The following is a 19135-nucleotide window of genomic DNA, read 5'->3' on the forward strand; positions in this document are numbered from 1 at the left end:
TTAATTGTTTGGCGTCAATGAGTATCGTCAGCGGTTCTATTGATTATGATCATTATAAAATCGTATTCAGCCAATAGAATGTTTTAAGGTTGATAAGCACAATTTATATTTCCCGAAGGCAAAACTGCTGTTGTTTTCTGATTACAATCAATGCAATCAATAATTATCGTCATAAATAAAGAATCCGGATATTAGTTCCTTTGAATACTAATAGGGATCTTTTAAATGAAATTATTTGCATTAAACAAAACGCGAAGCTTTGGCGAATTGGTCGCCAAAGAGCTAAACTTATCATTAAGCTTATATGAAGAAAGGGAATTTGAAGATGGCGAGCATAAAGCCCGGCCACTTGAAAATGTACGTAACCAGGATGTGTTTGTAATTCATTCTCTTTATAGTGATGGAGACCAAAGTGTAAATGATAAACTGTGCCGCCTCCTTTTTTTTATCAGCGCTCTTAAAGATGCATCAGCAAAAAAGGTTACGGCAATAATCCCTTACTTATGTTATGCACGCAAAGACCGGAAAACAAAATCACGCGATCCTGTGAACACCCGCTATGTAGCCCGTTTACTCGAAGCTTCGGGAGCTGACAATATAGTTACAATGGATGTACATAATCTGCAGGCTTTTCAAAATTCATTTAGAATACCAACGGAAAACCTCGAAGCAAGAAAACTATTTGGCGTTTACTTGTTACCGTTAGTTAAAGACGATTCCCCCGTAATTATGTCGCCCGATTTCGGAGGTATTAAGAGAGCAGAACAGTTTCAACGTACGCTGACTAAACAATTAAATAAAGAATTACCGGTTATATTTATGGAAAAATACCGAAGCAGCGGTGTGGTATCCGGCCAAAGAATTACAGGAGACGTTAAAGATAAAGCCGTCATCATAATTGATGATTTAATAAGCACTGGTGGTACTATTGCTAGAGCTGCTGACTCCTGTAAAAAATTGGGCGCAAAAAAAGTATTGGCGCTGGCAACACATGGCCTTTTTACAGGCACACCTGATGAAACATTGCAAAAGAGCCCACTCGATCAAATATTAGTTACCAATACAATTCCGCCTTTCAGATTGGACAATACCAGGACAAAAGAAAAAGTGACTGTTTTAAATGCAGCGCCGCTTTTTGCAGAAACTATAAAGCGTATGGAGGAAGGAGGATCGGTTACGGAGTTATTCGATGATTAAAGAAATTATCGTTGATGCCAAAAAATAACCATATCGAATCAGTTGTAGAACATAAAGTGCCATTAACTGAAAAGGTTTCTTTTTTAATGCAGCCACAATCTTATCCGCACCCCGTTACCAAAGTAGAAGCAAAAGAAACTCATATGTCATGGGTTTTTTTGGTGAATGGCTTTGCATATAAACTTAAAAAACCTGTTACAAATAGTCTGTTTGATTTTAGAACGCTGGAAGCCAGGTTGAAAAACGGTATAGAAGAGGTACGTGTAAATAAAAGATTAGCTGATGATATATATCTTGGAATAGTGCCGCTTGTTATTAATGAAGTTGGAAAACTGCAAATAGAGGGAAAGGGAAAAATTGTTGACTGGCTGGTAAAGATGAAACGCATCTCCGAAAAAAATTTCCTTCATCTGGCAATAAAATCTCAAAAGCCGGATAAGGCTTTAGTTGAAGAAGCGGCCAAAGTATTGACTGAATTTTATAAGAATGCTTCACCTGTAAAAATAGAGCCGGTACTGCACAGGAAAAAATTGAAAGAGGACATAACTTCTACTCACGCAGAATTGATAAAAGAGATTTATCATTTTTCGGTTGCATTAGTTGAGCAAATTAGTAGTACGCTGCTTCACTTTCTAGACAATCATTTCTTGCTTTTTGATAAACGAATTGAGGATGGAAAAATCATTGAAGCGCATGGAGACCTGAAACCAGAACATATTTGTCTTTCACCCCAATCTGCTTTCATCGATGCATTGGAATTCAATACAGAATTAAGAATAATGGATATAGCAGAGGAATTATCTTTCCTTGATATGGAATGTGAAATGATGGGCGACCTTGTTACGGGTCAAATCTTTTTTAATCATTATAGAAAATTAAGTGCTGATGATATCCCTGAATCCCTGATCTTTTTTTATAAATCAAAGAAAGCTTTTCTTCGTACTTATCTGGTTGCACGACATATAACAGAACCCAGCTATAAAGATGATCCAAAATGGATGATCAGGGCTAACGCTTATTTACAATTGGCTAAAAAATACGCTTATAAATTAATTCCTTAGTAATTCAGCTTTTCAAAACACCTTTTTCTTTTTCCCAACGCTCCATAAATCCCAATGCATCATCATCACTAAGATTATAAAAGCTTTGGTAGGCTTGCGATACGGCGAAGAAATCACCGGGCTTTTCCAATATAATAACTTCATCTGCTTTTTCACCCAGCATTTCTTCCATGTCATACCCCGAAACCGGTGCTGCAATAACAATCTTGCCGGCTTTTCTTTTCTTACACATTTCTATCGCAGCAAAAATGGTAGCGCCTGTTGCTATCCCATCATCTGCCAGGATAACGGTCCTGTCTTTTAAATCAGGTAATGGTTTTCCTTTGCGTAAAATTTTTATCCTCCGCTCAATTTCTTTTTTCTGTAGATCTATTATTTCATTTATCGTTTCTTTTGAAAATTCTTCATTTGCAAACGGGCTTAAATAAACACTTCCGTCTTCTGCAATGGCGCCAAGAGCATATTCCGGATTTGAAGGATGGCCCAGTTTACGTGAAATTAAAAGAGAAAATTCAGCATGTAAATGAAGCGCTATATAATAAGCGGTTTCAGCGCCACCTCTCGGAATACCCAATACGATTACGTTTTTATCCTTGTATTTTTCAAGGGCCTTTGCCAATTTCAGGGCAGCATCTTTTCTATCTGTAAACATGGCTTATTTTTTAAATTTTATAATAGTTATGTTTTCATTCATGTCAATAGTACTTGTCCCCTGTCACTAACCTTTGTTCCGAATTTTTCTGACAAATATTGCATACGTTTTATACTCCATTTATATTCATTGCCAACTGCTAAGTTCACCTGGTAACGGGAAATCAAAACGGGGAAGAGTTCCAATTTTGTCAGGCCCTTTTCACCGGCATCAATACGAAAGAAAAAGGAATGGTCATTTTTTAATACAGGATCAACCATATAATCATCTACAAAATCTCCTGTGTCGTAGAGTATCAATTTATGATGGTATACCTCTATGCCCTGGAAATTATGGGCACTATGGCCATGAATAATTTCAGCACCTTGTTCAATCATTTGGTGTGCAAAATCTATAAAATACTTTTGGGGAAATTCCTGCATATTCGGTCCCCAATGAATACTGACTACAACAATATCTGCTTCTTTTTTTAGCTGCTCTATGTTGAGTAATGCCCTTTTGCGATCATCTTCACTGGATACATTAATATAATTTATTCCGCTGCTGGAAGCACCGGCTTTCCAGGTGGGTTCGTTATCTGTAAACCCTAATATCCCTGTTATAATATTGTTCCTGGTTATAATAACATGTTTGGAAGCTTCTTTATCATTGATACCTGCTCCTACATATTTTATTCCGGCGTTCTTTAATGTTTGAATCGTTTCTATTAATCCCTGTTCCGAGAAATCTAATATGTGATTGTTAGCAAGATTAGCAACCGTTACATTCGCATCTGTAAGACATTTAATTTTATCAGGTGTAGCTTTAAAGTTGAAGGTTTTTTCAACAATTTTATTGCTATTGGTTAAAGTTGTTTCCAGGTTCACAATGTTCAAATCTGTACTGTGAAGTAAGGGCAGCACATTTCCCCATACATACCGGTAACCTTCCTGGGAGATAACAGTATCAACTTCTCTTCCAATCATAACATCACCCGTTAAACCAATAACTAATTTATCATAATTCATATTTCAATTACAGATTTTATCCTTTCAACCTAATATCTCGTAATTAATGCGATGTGCTGGTAGTCTTTAAGCATACCGTTATCTGTAAAAAATACCTGTCCATTTTTTTCCAACATCATTTCAATAATATCATCTACAGCATCTGCTAAAATTCTATGTGCATTTTGCGGTGGGCGAATGAAAAGCCGGTAGGCATCCTTTACTAAAAATCCGGGTTGGCGAAAATCTTTCTCTACCAAAAGCTTTAACCCTCTTCCTTCCTGTACTGCCTTCCAAACTTCCTCTACACCATGTATGCCGTGATGTTCACCAATCTTTTCGATAAACTGTTTTATTAATTCGACTGTTTCATTATCAAGGTGGGAGCGCATCACCGGCCATACAATCGTAGCAAGGTCAATCGGATGCGTATAATTTAAACTCCGGTCAATTTTACTAATGATGTTTTTTTTGTGTGCCAGTAAATCGTCGAATAATGCCAGCTCTTTTTCGGTACCCAGCAATATTAGCGGAATGTCGTTTAACAGGTAATCATTTAAAGCTTCATTTACCCCGCGGAAAAAATCCCGGAACCTGATATCTTTCAGTGCAGATTTTTCCTTTTCAACATTTCTCACATGCGCATATCCTGCAGCAGGTGTGCCGCGGCTGGGTGGATTGTAAATGTATTCCTCTTTATATTCTTTCGGAAAATTGTTGTCATTGATCTCATTCAGGATGTTCCACGTGCCTTCGAAAAGTTTTATTTCTTTTTCGGTAAGCAGTAAAACAAAATACGGCTTCGAGTAATTCATTTTATAAACCAGGTCACGCAATTCAAAATTGTCGCCCACCATTACTTTCTCCTCAACTGGAAAAGGAAATTGTACTAAAAGTTTGATATTGGGTGACACATATAATCCTAATCCCTCGGGGTTATGATTAAAATCAATGCTCTTATATAATTCATCCAATGACTTTAACAATGGCTTTATTTCTGATTCTTCGTATTTGAATTGAAGAAATTGCCGGGCGTTTTCCAGCGCTTTATCCACTTCAGGTTTATCGGCCCTTCGTTCCGGAGACAACTTGTGCGTGGGAACAATAACTGAAACGCAAATTTGCCCTTTTTCCTTTTGCATTTTCAGCAAATCTTCTTTCAATAATTTTTCACTTTCCATAAAATAGCTTTGTGATGAGTGTTGAAAAATAGGTTTATAAGTTTCCCGTACAAATGATGGCTCTCAAATATTGGTATGATTGTTATCACATCTCTTAAAAAATAATTATTCTAAAATTTCTTATTTAAAATTTACGTCATGGTATACTGCGTTTATCCGTACCGGTTATATAAGTATTTTCATGCCGCATCGATAAAAAATGCATTCTTCTTAATCCTTTTATGAACTTCAGGTGTCTCATCTCCATATCCCAGGATTATGGCAAGTTTTATCTCTTCTTTTGGTGAAGTTTTTAACTGGGAGTATAGTTTGGTATGCTGCAAATATTTTCCAAATCCGACAGGGCAGGTATCCAGTCCCATGGATTTTGCTGCGAGCATAATGTTTTGTGCGCACATGCCAATGTCGAGATCAACCCACTCATTATTCCTGGGGCCGGTAATAAAAATTACAACCGGGGCTTCGTAAAACACATGGTCTTTAGTTTTTAAATAATGAAAACCACTTGAAAAATTAAGCAAGTGAATTATATTCTTTACAATTCGTGTCGGACCAGCCTTTAAAAACTCTTTAGCTGTTATTTTTGAGATTGCCTTTGAAAACGATTGGATAGTTTCTTTATTAGTCACTACATAAAATTTCCACGGTTGTTCATTCATCGCAGAAGGCGCCATACGTCCGGCATCCAGTATTTTTTCAATAATGGTTTTGTCAACATTTTTATTCTTGTATTTTCTTACAGACCTTCTTCCATAAATCGATTGAAGGGTTTCAATTGTTTCCGTTACTTCGTTAATTACTGAGGTTGCCATTGTAAAAGATATTTAGAAATTAACTAATTCTATGACCACAGTTACACCACCTTTCTATCAAAATTAATTTTACAAATTCTCAGTATTAATGACCTACGTCATTTGAATACATAATTGCTCTCATGGTTTTTAACCATAAACAAATTTTCACTGGCAAAGTGATTTAATGGTAATCAGCTAGCGATATTTTTGGGTATTTGCCCGCATAGACACTTAAAACACTAATCCTTATATTCCAAAGGCCCAATCTTTAAACTACTTTGCGTGGTAAACAACCGGATGCATAATAAATGACATTTCAGATCCCTAACAAAAGAACAATCCAGATAGCACAGTAGAACGAGGAAGAAGAAAAATCGACGAGCAGACGGGCCTGCGAGTTTGTACATGATTTAATTGAAAGTAAAAAAGGTGAGCATGGTGTACGACCCCGGGCAAGCGATAGCTGCAAGCCTTCTTTAAGACGCCTATTGCTAACTTTCAGATTGTCGCTGAGGGCCACAATCGCTTCCTGTTGCACTTCATTCATCTGTTCTGAAAGGTGCTGCCGGTAAACCTTCCTTATTAATTAAATTTGGATTAATGGGTTCGTCTGCCCAGGCATAGCGCACATATTTTGGCGACGGGACATCATCACTCCAAACAATCACTTTATCACCTTCAATTTTTGCATTTGCCCAAACGAATTTTTTGTCATCGCCCGCTATAGCAAACTCAGCAGGCGCTTCACCATCATTCGTGGTTAATCCGCTACCTGTTTCGTTGAATGAAATAATTATTTTGTTGCCGTCGATGGTTGAAGTTTTATATATCGGCCCCGCATAAACGATATTTTCCCCGTACGCGATTTTTTCTGCCGCCAATGCAAGTCGGTCACCTACTTCTTTCTTATGATCCGGGTGTATGTCATTCCATTCACCCACATCAATAGCCACTGCCATTGCGGTGTTTGACACGGATAATGATTTTGCCTGGGCTTCTCTGAATGTGGCCCATTGACTCTCAGAAGGCAAATAATTGTAATCACCAAAGCCGGGAAGTTGAACGAACAAAAAGGGAATATCACCTTCTTTCCATTTGTTGCGCCAGTCGGTAATCATTGCGGGCTGCCGTTTCGCATAATCGCCTGGCTTTCCTGTGTTGCTCTCACCCTGGTACCACACAAAACCTTTGATAGTATAACCGACCAAAGGAGCAATCATTGAATTATACAAGGCTGTTGGTTGGTTTTGTGCTGCAATGCCAAAGCTGCCAAAACCACGTCGTGGGAAGTTCACACGTCCCGCTTTATATTCCCAATAACCAGTGAGATCGATCGTATCATTGCCTGCAATTAATTGATATGGTTTATCCGGAACAAAGCCGCCTTTGCCAAAGTTATTGGTAACCCGAACTACAAAAAGATTTTTACCAGGTTTTAAAACACCACCAGGAACCGGATAGCGCCGTTGCGGGTACATGTAACCGGTAGTCCCAACTTTTTTCCCGTTAATATATAATTCATCGGCATCTACAATGCGACCAAGAAATACTTTTGCAGGCACGTTAGTCATAGACGCAGGCACATCAATTTCCCTTCGATACCATACTACGCCATTCAGATTTTTTGCGCCCTGGTCTTCCCAAAAGCCCGGTATGGCAATGCGATGCCACTCTTTGGGTGTGTATGAAGGTTCAAACCATTTTTCAGTCATGCCCTTATCTTCGGGATGTGGCATCGAACTCATAGCAGCAAACGCTTTACGATTGGCTCCGTTAACGTAAGCAGTGTCTTTATTTTTTTCAATTGTACTAAGTATTGAAGGAAGATCTTTGAAGCTTTCTTCGCTCATCATGGATTCAATGGGAACGCCGCCCCAGCTTGCATTAATGATGCCGATGGGCACATGATATTTTTGATACAAAGCTTTAGCAAAAAAGTACGCCACGGCTGAAAATTCTTTTATATCATTTGGGTTCGCCCATTTCCATGAGCCGCCCGGCAAATCTTTCTGGGGACCTTGCAGGTTGGTTACATTAGGAACCCAGAACTGTCTTATTTCAGGATTGTTAGCATTTGCAATTTCATCAGCATAACGTATACCATGTAATATCATTTGATGTACCATGTTTGACTGGCCTGTACACAACCACACGTCGCCCACTAATATGTTATGTAAAGTGATTTTGTTTTTGCCCGATATCTCCATCGTATAAGGTCCGCCGGCTTTCATAGATGATAATTGTAGCGACCACCTTCCATTATCATCTGTTCTTGTTTTATACTTTTTACCATTAAACTTCACGCTTATCTTTTCGCCGTTTGAAGCCCATCCCCACAAGTTTATTTTTGCGTCCCGCTGGAGTATCATGCTGTCTCTTATAAGTTGTGGTAGTTTTACCTGTGCACTTGCATAATGTGTTGCAATCAGACAAACACCAACCGTAAAAATTTTCCTGATAAACCTCATGGTAATCTTATTTAATCTTTTTAGCAAATTCAGTTGAACCGTAACGGGCTAACTCAAACCCTGAAACATTTCCATTATTATCTTTTATAAAATGAATTTTAAAGAATGAGGATGTGAGATAGAAATCAATTTCAGATGCGGCAAATAATCGGGACCAATTGTTGCCCACATAAACTGTAAGCGCATTATTTTCTGATTTCATTTCTATCATCATTCCATCGTTCAATTTATAAGTACCGTTATATTGTTGAAGAATGTTAGCTGACAATTGTAATGAAGGCCGCTTGAATACAAATTGCAAACCTCTTGCATATCCTTCGCCTTTTGTTCCTGAATGACCCGTGTTTTCTAAAATTTTACTTTCTATTTGCAGGTTTGCATAATGACGGCTTTTTAAAAATGATGTCAGCTTTTTAAAACCCGGAACACTTAATTCTGCACCACCCACACACATAAATAACTTTGCAGGAGAATTGGATTTATTTGAGTAATAATTTTTTTCATACGGATACAATATCGAATTGCTCCATGTATATGCAGGACTTGCGGCTATATAACGGTTAAACATATCCGAATGTGTGAAGAGCGTGTAAATGGTAAACAAGCCTCCAAGGGAACAACCGACTAACGTTTTATCATTTGCATCAACACGATAATTGCTTTCAATGAAAGGAAAGATTTCATTTTTTATAACTGAAAGAAATTTATCAGCACCGCCACTTTGTGGCAATCGCTTTTCGTTGGTGGGTGTATAATCTCTTGCTCTTAAGCTGTCAGGATTTGAATGATCGCCGCCCCAGGTAATACCAACAATAATAACTTCCGGAACAAAGCCATCATAATATTGCTGACCGTATAAAGCGGTTAACAAGGGAAAATCCCATTGCGAATCCATTAAATAAACAACAGGATATTTTTTATTGCTGTTGGCATAACCTGACGGTAATGAAATCTGCAAGACATATTCTTGTCCGTTTACGATTTTCGAAATAAATGTTTTTGCTTGTGAACCAGGAATTGTTACTTCAGTTGATTGGGCAAACGTTAGAGATGCAAACAAGATGGTGAATGATATCAGTAAGTATTTTTTCATGTTATTGTATGTTGTTAGACCTAACAGGTTTCAAAAACCTGTCAGGTCTTCTGCGGGTAATTATAGCAACACTTCTAAATCATTATAAGGATTAATTGTTTTGATCAAACCATTTTCATCATAATCAATTTTATCAACCTTAATACTTCGTAAATGTGTTACTCCTTTGCTTAAGCTGCTATCATGATAAAATAAGTACCAATCGCCGTTAAATTCAACAATTGAATGATGGGAAGTCCAGCCAATAACAGGATTTAAAATTCTTCCAGCATACGAGAACGGTCCGTAAGGATTATCAGCAATGGCGTAACAGATGAAATGTGTGTCACCTGTTGAATAAGAAAAATAATATTTGTTATTGTATTTATGCATCCAGGATGCTTCAAAAAATCTTCTATCGTTATCGCCTTGCAATAATGCTTTTCCATTTTCATCTGTTATCACAACATCTTTCGGCGCTTCAATAAACTGTAATAAATCACTTGTGAGCTTCGCAATTTTTGCACATAAAGCTGGTTTATCATCATTGGGTAAATGTGCCGTTGGACTTTCTGGCTGCGATGCATTAAATGTTCCAGTTTGCCAGCGTTGTAATTGTCCGCCCCAAATACCTCCGAAGTACATGTAATAACTCCCATCCTCATCTTTAAACACGGCAGGATCAATTGAAAAACTTTCTTTGATGGCTTCAGGTTCCGCTTTAAACGGACCGGTTGGTGAGTCGCTTATTGCAACACCAATTCTAAAAATTCCATCATGATCTTTTGCAGGGAAGAATAAATAGTATGTACCATTTTTCTCATTTGCATCGGGTGCCCACATTTGTTTTTCAGCCCAGGGTACATCGCTTACGTGTAAGGCTATACCGTTATCTTTTGCGTCACTGATTGGTGAATCCATTGAGATAACATGGTAGTCTTCCATTGCAAAGTGGCTGCCGAGATCATCAAATGCTTCGCCTGCATCCACATCATGCGAAGGATAGATATAAATTTTCCCATTAAACACATGTGCCGAAGGATCTGCTGTAAAAATATTTGTTATTAGCGCTTGCGAAATCGCTTTTTTATTCAGTTCATCAAAGTTGATGTGTTGTATGTCGTCTTCGGGCATATTTGAAGTTTTGTGGATAAACCTAACAGGTTCCGAAAACCTGTTAAGTTTAATTGCTGTTATCTACGTCTTTTTTGTTTTAAATCGCTTTCAATTTGTACTTCCATTTTTTTATTGATAGAATAGAAAAACAATAAACCTGCGCCGATCAAAAACGGGATTGCCGGGTAAACGCTAACGAGCATTTTTGTTCCCTGTATTGCTTCGGGCGATTGTACATTGCTGTTGGGAACATAGTTGTATAAACCGAGAATCCATGTGAGTACAGCGCCTCCAAGGCTGAGCCCAACTTTTAAACCAACCATCATCGCAGAAAAAATAATGGCTGTTGCACGGCGGTTGTTTTTCCATTCACTGTAATCTGCAACATCCGCGATCATTGCCCATAACAATGGGATGGTTAAGCCATAAAAAAAGCCATGCAAAATTTGCGATGCAAACATTAACCCAACCGAGGTTGACGGAAATAGAATGAACGCTAAGATGAACAGTGTTGAAATAAATAAGCAGGTGCCGAACACATCTCTTTTACCATATTTGTCTGCAAATTTTTTTGACAGGGTGATGCCAATGATCATAAAAATAATTCCACCTGCATTAAATAAGCCAAAGCCTGCTGATACCGGATCTTCGCCAAAAACATTGAGACAAATATTGGAAAGGAAATGAACGATGGGACTTACAAATTTAGTAAGGCTTGCACGATCAACATAATTGTTGAAGTAATAAACATAAGAGCCACCCTTCATTGAAAGGGTGATGAACACAAGTGTTGTAAGCACCAACATAATGATCCATGGTTTGTTTTTAAACAAATCAGCTAAGTCTTCTTTTACACTTGATTTTTGTTCGGGCTTTGGAACAATGCGTTCTTTCGTTGTTAAAAAAGTGATGAGCAACATAACGGTTCCGATGATGGCAAGCCATGTCATTACTTTTTCAATCCCTTGCGATTTATCGCCGTGACCAGCAGATTCAATTATTGCCAACATGAATACCTGTACAAAAAATTGCGCAAACATCACGGCAACAAAACGATAAGAGGATAAGCTGTTACGCTCGCCCATGTCGCCGGTAATAACGCCACTTAGCGCAGAATAAGGAAGGTTATTTGCAGCATAGAAAAATAACAACAACGTGTATGTAATAACAGCATAAATAACTTTGCCCTGGTAAGAGAAATGTGGCGTGCTGAATGCGAGTAATGCAATAACACCGAGAGGAATAGCGGTAAATAAAATCCATGGCCTGAACTTTCCCCACCTGGAATAAGTTCTGTCAGCTAATGCTCCGATGATTGGATTAAAACCAAAGCCGGCAATTAGACCCACCGTTAGTATTAATATCGAAGCGTGTTCCGGTTTAAGACCATAAATATCGGTATAGAAATAAGCAAGGTAGGTTACTAATGTTTGAAACACGAGGTTTGCTGCAAGGTCGCCAAGACTGTACCCAACCTTTTCAAGCACAGATAATTTATGAGGCGCCACCGCGAGTTTACTTGCATTCGCTGCGCCTGTTTTTTCTTCGGGTAATGATAATTCTTCGGTGCTCATATAAATTGCTTTGGTTTTTATTTGCTTACAGATTTTGCAGTTGCAATAACACGATAAAATGCCGGCTTCGGCTGAAAATTTCTGTCGAATAACAACGGGTAATTTGTACGGCCACGAATTGGCCAGCCATTCAACCATGATTGTCCGTCATTAACGCCCCAGAAAGTAACGCGGCTTACACTCTTTTTATATTTTAAAAAAAGTTGAAACAAATCTGCATAGGCTTTAGCCTGCATTTGTGCCACAGAATCCGGTAGGCCATTGGCATAAGGATTCATCTTTGCGTTGCCAGCCGCCGTTGCACTCACATCCGCTGTTGCATTGTCCCATGGATTGGGCAGTACACTTAAGTCCAGTTCAGTGAACATCACTTCAATCCCTAAAGTGGAAAATTCTTTAATACTTTCTTCTATGTCTTTCATTGGAACTTTATCATATCTCCAATGGCCTTGTATACCCACACCATCAATACGAACACCTGCAGCCTTGATTTTTTTAATCAAGGCAATAGCGCCTGCTCTTTTCTGAGGCTGTTCTATGTTATAATCATTGTAATACAATTTTGAATGCGGCGATGCTTTTTGGGCGAGACGAAACGCTTCGACCACATAATCATCTCCGAGTTTTTGCAGGAAGATAGATTTACGTAAAGTGCCATCTTCATTCAATGCTTCATTCACCACATCCCATGAATACACTTTTCCATCATAATGTGCGGCAACAGTATTGATATGATTTACGAAATATTTGCGCACTGAATCAGCATCCTGCATGTGACGCATGAACGAAGGCAATTGGCTGTGCCAGATAAGATTGTGTGCATTTACTTTTAAGTTATTCTTTTTTGCATAAGCGACTAACTTGTCAGCTAAATCAAAATTGTATTTATCCCAGCCGGGCTGTATGATCTCTGCTTTCATTATATTTTCCGGTGTAACAGCATTGAATTGTTGTTTAATTAACCTGTCGGATGCTGTATCTTTTTCTTCGATCTGCTGTGTGTTTATTGCAGTGCCAATGAGAAAATCATTTTTAAATACTTCCTTTAAAGAAGTTGCAAACGTGCTTTGTGCAACAACTGTTTGGGTATTTATAATCAACGCTGACAATAATATCGTTGCAGCATAAAGGTTGAGTGACATTTTTTTTATCATAAACTAATTTTTTTTACTTAACAAGTGTTTCCTGCGGACCGAGATAGCTTCGTTTTAATCCGCCGAAATCGAGAACTATTTTTTGCAGGATAACTGCCGGACTTACCATCCAAAACTTAACGGTGTGTTTTTCTTTTTTACTTATTGAATGATTAGTTGTTTTAATGATGATATCATTTGCCACCCATTGATTCCATTGGCGCCCGTCATTATCATCTTTGTTGATGGAAATAATCTGCGGCTTTTCATTATCAATTGAAATCGCGTATTGTAGACCGTTAGTGTCATTGTGAAAATTGAGTGTTGGTGAGAAGTAAGCATTCAATTTGATGGCGCCGGAATTGTAAGCATAAAAATCATATTCAAGCTGTGGCGTGGTTGAACCAATGGTTTGCGTTTGCGATGTTACCGGAAAGGTTGTAATTCCATCGCCGTCCCGGCCAATGTTTGGAATTACTTTCCATTGAATATTTCCGGCATCTCTTCTTTTGGTGAAGTGTGCGGCTTCAATGGAAACATATCCATTCAGTTCATAAAATAAATTTCCTTGACTATTATGCGGTATTAAAGATCTTGCAGTCCTTTCAACAGAATCTATTATGGTTAATGGTTGCGATGTGGAAGCCTGTGAGACATATTTTACTTCAGGCATTTTTTGACTGCGTGGTTCCTGCCAGTAAGTATAACCAATGTGCGTTTGATCCATCATGTGATTCCATTTGCCGTTGTTTAGCCGGTTATATTCAGCTGAGATTAATGAATCATTTGCATAAAATTGTTTGACTTCATCCGCATATTTATTTGCCTGGGGATTCTCCTCTTTTGCGTAAAAATGATTCCATGCAACTGCAGTATACATATCCTGGAGATTGGCACACGCTTTTACAGGATGCAACACTAATTCAAAGAATGCATCCTTATATTCAGCCGGCAATTTATTGCTAACGTTCTCTGCTTCATCCCGGAGTTTATTCCATTTATCTGTTACCCTGTTTGCTTCGTTATAGTTTTCGATGCTGTAGGTATTTTCATTAAGCAATTCGGGTTTTCTCCTTGCATTAAATTGTGAATATTCTTTAATAATGTTGCCGATCTCTTCTGCATGCTGCGGACCAAATTGTTTTGAAGCCCATTGCGTGTAATAATCATTAATGTTGTTTTCGTTCCACTTGTTTACATTCCAGGCATAATCTAAGAAAAAGGAGATAGGAAATTCCATTGGTTTAAGATCGCCCACATTTACTACCCATATATTTTTTACTCCATATTCATATGCCAAATGCATTTGCTCCCATACCCGTGCAATGTTGTTTGTGTTGAGCCACTTGTAATTTCTTGGTCCACCCACGTAATCGAAATGATAATAAATTCCATAGCCGCCGCTTCTTGGCTTATCAGTAAGTTTTGGAAGCTTGCGAATGTTGCCCCAGTTATCATCGCATAACAATAAGGTAACGTCGTCGGGTACACGCATACCTTTATCATAATAATCCTGCACTTCTTTATACAAAGCCCAGTCCTGTGGCGTTTCACTGGCGGGTTTGCCGGTAACGTCTGTAATAATTTTTCGCTGGTCGGCCACAATTTTTTCCAGCAAGCCTATGGCGGTGCCTTGTGCCATTGGCTTATCGCCATCGCCACGCATGCCAATAGTTACAATGCTTTCGTGATGATCCATGTTCTCAATTCCTTTTTTCCAAAAAGCCTTTAAAACAGAATCATTGGTGGAATAGTCCCAGGCGCCTTTTCCATAACGTTTCCATTCCTGCTGTGCACGCAACATCGGTTCATGATGGGAGGTGCCCATTACAATGCCCCATTTATTTGCAAGAACCGGGTTCAATGTATCATCATCATTAAATGCATTGCCCCACATGGCCGGCCATAAATAATTTGCTTTTAAGCGCAGCAATAATTCAAACATCTTTTCATATGCGAGGTGATTTACACCGCCAAACTTTTCCTTTGTCCACCTGGAAAAAGCAGGCGCTTCATCATTGATAAATATGCCGCGATATTTTACCGAAGGCGAGCCATAATTATAGCTTCCCTTCTTAATATAGATTTCGGATTTCTTTTTTACAGGAACATCAGCCCACCAATACCAGGACGATACGCCCATCTGTTGCGATAATTCGAATATGCCGTAAGCTGCACCACGCTTATCGCTTCCCACAATTACCAATGCACTGCTTACACCTTTGATCGGATTGCTGATGGTTTGCAGTTTAAATGCTTCCCATTTGTTTTGTACACTTTCAACCTTTAATTTTTTTTCTTTAATGAGTTGATGAATTGTTTGCGAACCATTGATAGTGCCAATAATGATAATATTTTTTGAAGAGGAGGGGAGTGAGGAAATGATTGGTGGTTTCCTGCCGGTTACCATTTCAATATCGCCCTGCAATAGTGAAGCAGCCTTGTGAATAAGCCAATCATCATTATTATCTACGTATATTGAAGCGATGTCTGTTGCGGTAACTAAAGGGAAAGCACCATTTTCAGTTTTTCCTGTGACAAAAGATTGAGCGGTGGAATAGTTTATAAGCAATATTGAAAATGTAAACAGTTCCAAAAACTTTTTTTTCATATAACAAGCATTCTTACTAAAAAATGAGGCATCGTAATAAATCAAATCTAAAAAAGCACTAATAAGTAAATTGTCTGTTCTCAAATACCAAGCGACAAGCTAGTAAGTAACGTAATCAAATTTTCCACAGTAAAATCGGGCGAAAATCGAATGTTAAGTAAAAATAGAAAAAATATTGCAATCGGTTGCTTTTTAAAAAAATACTTATTATCTTCGGTTAATAATTGTCACATTTACACTTATAATAAAAGAAGTTAGCAGTTAATTGAAATAAATAGGGATAAAATTGGTGCCGTCAAACGGCATTTACGTTTGCCCCTCATATTTTAGACAACCTTTTAATACTACAAGAGAATTAAGGGAATTTGAAGTTCAATCTTTTTGCAATAGTTGTGGTTAAGTTTTTCTCAAACTATATCAAGTAGTGGAGGGATGTTTCTACATCCTTCTTTTTTTTACAAAATTGTGAGATAAAAAAGCTACCTGGCAATTCAGGGCTATTTCCAGAGAATTATAATGATTCAAACAATAGAAGCTGGTAATGAGTCGCAGAACGTTGGGTATGCCAGCAACTTTTTAAGAATCTTATTTATGGCTGGTACTTGCTTTTTTTAATGACGATTCCCTTATAATTAATTCAGATTTTATCACCACTGTACTGGAAAGACTCAAGTCCCATACACCTTTCAGGTGATTTATAAGATTATGCGCAGCCACCTTACCCATTTCAAAACCCGGATAATTTATAGTGGTAAGTTTCGGACTTACAACTTTACCAATATTATCGTTGTTAAACCCAACAATTGCAATATCGCGGGGGATTTGAATACCGGCATCTTTGAGTACCTGCATTACAACCGCCGCACAAAAATCGTTGGTTATAAAAATGCCATCCGGCAACGTTTTCAGCGCCAGGATTTGTTTTGCAGCTCTCGTTGCATCTTCTTCTTTAAGACCCTCAACAACTACCAGTTTTTCATCAAATTTTAAATTATTGTCAAGCAGTGCTTGCTTATACCCACGCATCCTTTCTGAATACACATTTCTTTTTAAACTAGACGTTATGTGTGCAATACGTCGACAACCTTGCTCTATCAAATGCGCAGTTGCATCATAGCCGGCCTGGAAGTTATTGATGATAACCTTGGCATCGTCACTCTTTTCAAAAACGCGGTCAAAAAAAACAACGGGTATATTCTTGTTCTGGAATTGTTGAAAGTGAGACAGGTTCTCGGTATCAGAAGATAGTGAAGCGATAACTCCATCAACTCGTTTATTAAAAAGATTGCGGGCATTCACTTCTTCCAGCGCTACGCTTTCGGCGGAGTGAACAATTATCAGGTTATATTTCGCTTCGCTCGCAATTTTCTCAATGCCTGCTAATACCGATGTAATGAAAGAACTGTTTAATTCATGAAGGATAACCCCAATGGTATGGGTTTTTTGTGATCGCAGGCTGCTTGCGAAAAGATTAGGGCGGTAACCCATTGATTCCGCCATCGCATTAATTTTCTTACGCGTGGAAAGGCTGGTGGATGGGTTATTTTTAAGTGCACGACTTACTGTAGCTGTAGACACACCAAGTTTATCAGCTATGTCATAAATTGTAATTTCCTTTTTTACTTTCACTTCCTTTTTGATTATTCCATAAAAATAAGGTAACCTTTTAAAAAAATATTATGCAACCGATTACTATTTAGAAATAAATTGGTACTTTAGATTTTAATTAGATCAGGCATTGTTTTACGATTGCCACGGTATTGGGAGATTTTGAGAAAATTTCCTGTTCGGCTTTTTAATAAACGATTGCATCTTCTACTAAAACAAAAACGTGTTATTTGAAACAAGGATTTTAAAAGATATACCATTTTTTACTCGTCTTTCTGATTATATCAAACACACTAATTCAAAGGGTTTTCAATATTTTTATCACAATAAAAAATTTAATTATTAAACAATTATGGAAATAATCTTAGGAGAAAAGGAATATTTTAAAGGATTGGGCCAGGTTAAGTATGAGGGACCGGAAAGTGACAACCCATTGGCATTTCGGTGGTATGATGAAAATAAGGTTGTCGCCGGGAAAACCCTGAAAGAGCATCTCCGCTTTGCCTGCGCCTATTGGCATTCTTTCGTAAACGAAGGTAGTGACCCCTTTGGTCCTGGCACTCATGTTTTTGAATGGAACAAAAAAAGCGATCCTGTGGAAAGGGCAAAGGATAAGATGGATGCGGCATTTGAATTTATCACGAAAATGAATTTGCCTTTTTATTGTTTTCACGATGTTGACGTTGTCGATTACACGAGCGATGTTGCGGACAACGATAAGCGTCTGCAGACTATGGTTGAGTATGCAAAGCAGAAACAAAAAGCCAGCGGCGCAAAATTATTATGGGGCACAGCTAATGTTTTTTCTAATCCGCGCTACATGAACGGAGCCGCAACCAACCCGGACTTTCATGTGCTTTCTCATGCGGCGGCACAGGTGAAGGCAGCGATTGATGCTACAATTGAGTTAGGTGGTGAAGGCTATGTATTTTGGGGTGGGAGGGAAGGTTATATGACCCTTTTGAATACCAATATGAAACGTGAGAAAGAGCATTTTGCCCGGTTTCTTCATACTGCTAAAGATTATGCAAGAAAGAATGGATTTAAAGGTACTTTCCTTATTGAGCCGAAACCGATGGAACCAACGAAACATCAATATGATTATGATTGCGAAACCGTAATTGGTTTTTTGCGTCAGTATGATTTGTTGAACGATTTTAAAATTAATATAGAAGTTAACCATGCCACGCTAGCCGGGCATACTTTCCAGCACGAATTGCAAGTGGCGGCCGATGCGGGTATGCTTGGATCGTTAGATGCTAACCGGGGCGATTATCAAAATGGCTGGGATACAGATCAGTTTCCTAATAATATTAACGAACTAACGGAGGCGATGCTGGTGTTCCTCGAAGCAGGTGGTTTAAAAGGTGGCGGTATCAACTTCGATGCAAAGATCCGTCGTTCATCAACTGATCCCGCAGACCTTTTTTATGCCCACATTGGTGGTATGGATACATTCGCGAGGGCATTGATCAGTGCTGATGCAATTCTTGAAAAATCAGATTTTAAAAAGTTCCGTAAAGATCGTTATTCCTCGTTTGACAGTGGTAAAGGAAAAGAATTCGAAGATGGTAAATTGTCGCTGGAACACCTTCGTGCATACGCTATTCAAGCGGGCGAACCGGAACAAATAAGCGGCAGGCAGGAATATCTCGAAAATATCGTGAATAGGTATATCTAAT

General features: G+C 38.3%; 14 protein-coding genes. 3 read left to right on the forward strand and 11 right to left on the reverse strand.

Going from position 1 to position 19135, the window contains the following annotated elements; translation table 11 throughout:
- Window positions 1–225: 225 nt before the first annotated feature.
- The gene (locus FW778_RS20805) at window positions 226–1197 is read left to right on the forward strand and encodes a ribose-phosphate diphosphokinase (protein ID WP_150416819.1); all 972 of its coding nucleotides are present in this window, start codon (window positions 226–228) and stop codon (window positions 1195–1197) included.
- A 14-nt stretch (window positions 1198–1211) separates the two neighbouring features.
- The gene (locus tag FW778_RS20810) at window positions 1212–2258 is read left to right on the forward strand and encodes a hypothetical protein (RefSeq protein WP_150416820.1); all 1047 of its coding nucleotides are present in this window, start codon (window positions 1212–1214) and stop codon (window positions 2256–2258) included.
- 4 nt (window positions 2259–2262) lie between these two features.
- On the opposite strand, the gene FW778_RS20815 is transcribed toward FW778_RS20810, so the two are convergent.
- The 11 genes from FW778_RS20815 to FW778_RS20865 form a co-directional block, all read right to left on the reverse strand.
- The gene (locus FW778_RS20815; RefSeq protein ID WP_150416821.1) at window positions 2263–2910 is read right to left on the reverse strand and encodes a phosphoribosyltransferase; all 648 of its coding nucleotides are present in this window, start codon (window positions 2908–2910) and stop codon (window positions 2263–2265) included.
- A 38-nt stretch (window positions 2911–2948) separates the two neighbouring features.
- Window positions 2949–3917 carry a CapA family protein gene (locus tag FW778_RS20820; RefSeq protein WP_150416822.1) on the reverse strand — a complete coding sequence of 323 codons (969 nt, stop codon included), beginning with the start codon at window positions 3915–3917 and terminating at the stop codon, window positions 2949–2951.
- Window positions 3918–3946: 29 nt separating this feature from the next.
- Window positions 3947–5077: a baeRF3 domain-containing protein gene (locus tag FW778_RS20825; RefSeq protein ID WP_150416823.1), complete on the reverse strand. Its 1131-nt coding sequence runs from the start codon at window positions 5075–5077 to the stop codon at window positions 3947–3949.
- 179 nt (window positions 5078–5256) lie between these two features.
- Window positions 5257–5889 (reverse strand): nitroreductase, encoded by a 633-nt coding sequence (locus FW778_RS20830; RefSeq protein ID WP_150416824.1) that lies wholly within the window; start codon window positions 5887–5889, stop codon window positions 5257–5259.
- 521 nt (window positions 5890–6410) lie between these two features.
- Window positions 6411–8339 carry a sialate O-acetylesterase gene (locus tag FW778_RS20835; protein ID WP_150416825.1) on the reverse strand — a complete coding sequence of 643 codons (1929 nt, stop codon included), beginning with the start codon at window positions 8337–8339 and terminating at the stop codon, window positions 6411–6413.
- Between the two features lie 7 nt (window positions 8340–8346).
- The gene (locus FW778_RS20840; protein ID WP_150416826.1) at window positions 8347–9432 is read right to left on the reverse strand and encodes an alpha/beta hydrolase; all 1086 of its coding nucleotides are present in this window, start codon (window positions 9430–9432) and stop codon (window positions 8347–8349) included.
- A 60-nt stretch (window positions 9433–9492) separates the two neighbouring features.
- Entirely contained in the window at window positions 9493–10545 is a 1053-nt protein-coding gene (locus FW778_RS20845) for a glycoside hydrolase family 43 protein (RefSeq protein ID WP_150416827.1), read from the reverse strand.
- A gap of 59 nt (window positions 10546–10604) precedes the next feature.
- Window positions 10605–12101: an MFS transporter gene (locus tag FW778_RS20850; RefSeq protein WP_150416828.1), complete on the reverse strand. Its 1497-nt coding sequence runs from the start codon at window positions 12099–12101 to the stop codon at window positions 10605–10607.
- Between the two features lie 17 nt (window positions 12102–12118).
- The gene (locus FW778_RS20855; protein ID WP_235906513.1) at window positions 12119–13255 is read right to left on the reverse strand and encodes an endo-1,4-beta-xylanase; all 1137 of its coding nucleotides are present in this window, start codon (window positions 13253–13255) and stop codon (window positions 12119–12121) included.
- Between the two features lie 13 nt (window positions 13256–13268).
- Window positions 13269–15845, reverse strand: coding sequence for a glycosyl hydrolase 115 family protein (locus FW778_RS20860; RefSeq protein WP_150416829.1), 2577 nt, complete (start codon window positions 15843–15845; stop codon window positions 13269–13271).
- A gap of 585 nt (window positions 15846–16430) precedes the next feature.
- Window positions 16431–17474 (reverse strand): LacI family DNA-binding transcriptional regulator, encoded by a 1044-nt coding sequence (locus FW778_RS20865; RefSeq protein WP_150416830.1) that lies wholly within the window; start codon window positions 17472–17474, stop codon window positions 16431–16433.
- Between the two features lie 331 nt (window positions 17475–17805).
- Between FW778_RS20865 and xylA the strand changes: the two genes are divergently transcribed.
- Window positions 17806–19134, forward strand: a complete 1329-nt coding sequence (gene xylA, locus FW778_RS20870) for a xylose isomerase (RefSeq protein WP_150416831.1) — start codon at window positions 17806–17808, stop codon at window positions 19132–19134.
- Window position 19135 lies beyond the last annotated feature (1 nt).

Origin of the sequence: Ginsengibacter hankyongi, assembly GCF_008710285.1 — a bacterium.
Taxonomy (GTDB): domain Bacteria; phylum Bacteroidota; class Bacteroidia; order Chitinophagales; family Chitinophagaceae; genus Ginsengibacter; species Ginsengibacter hankyongi.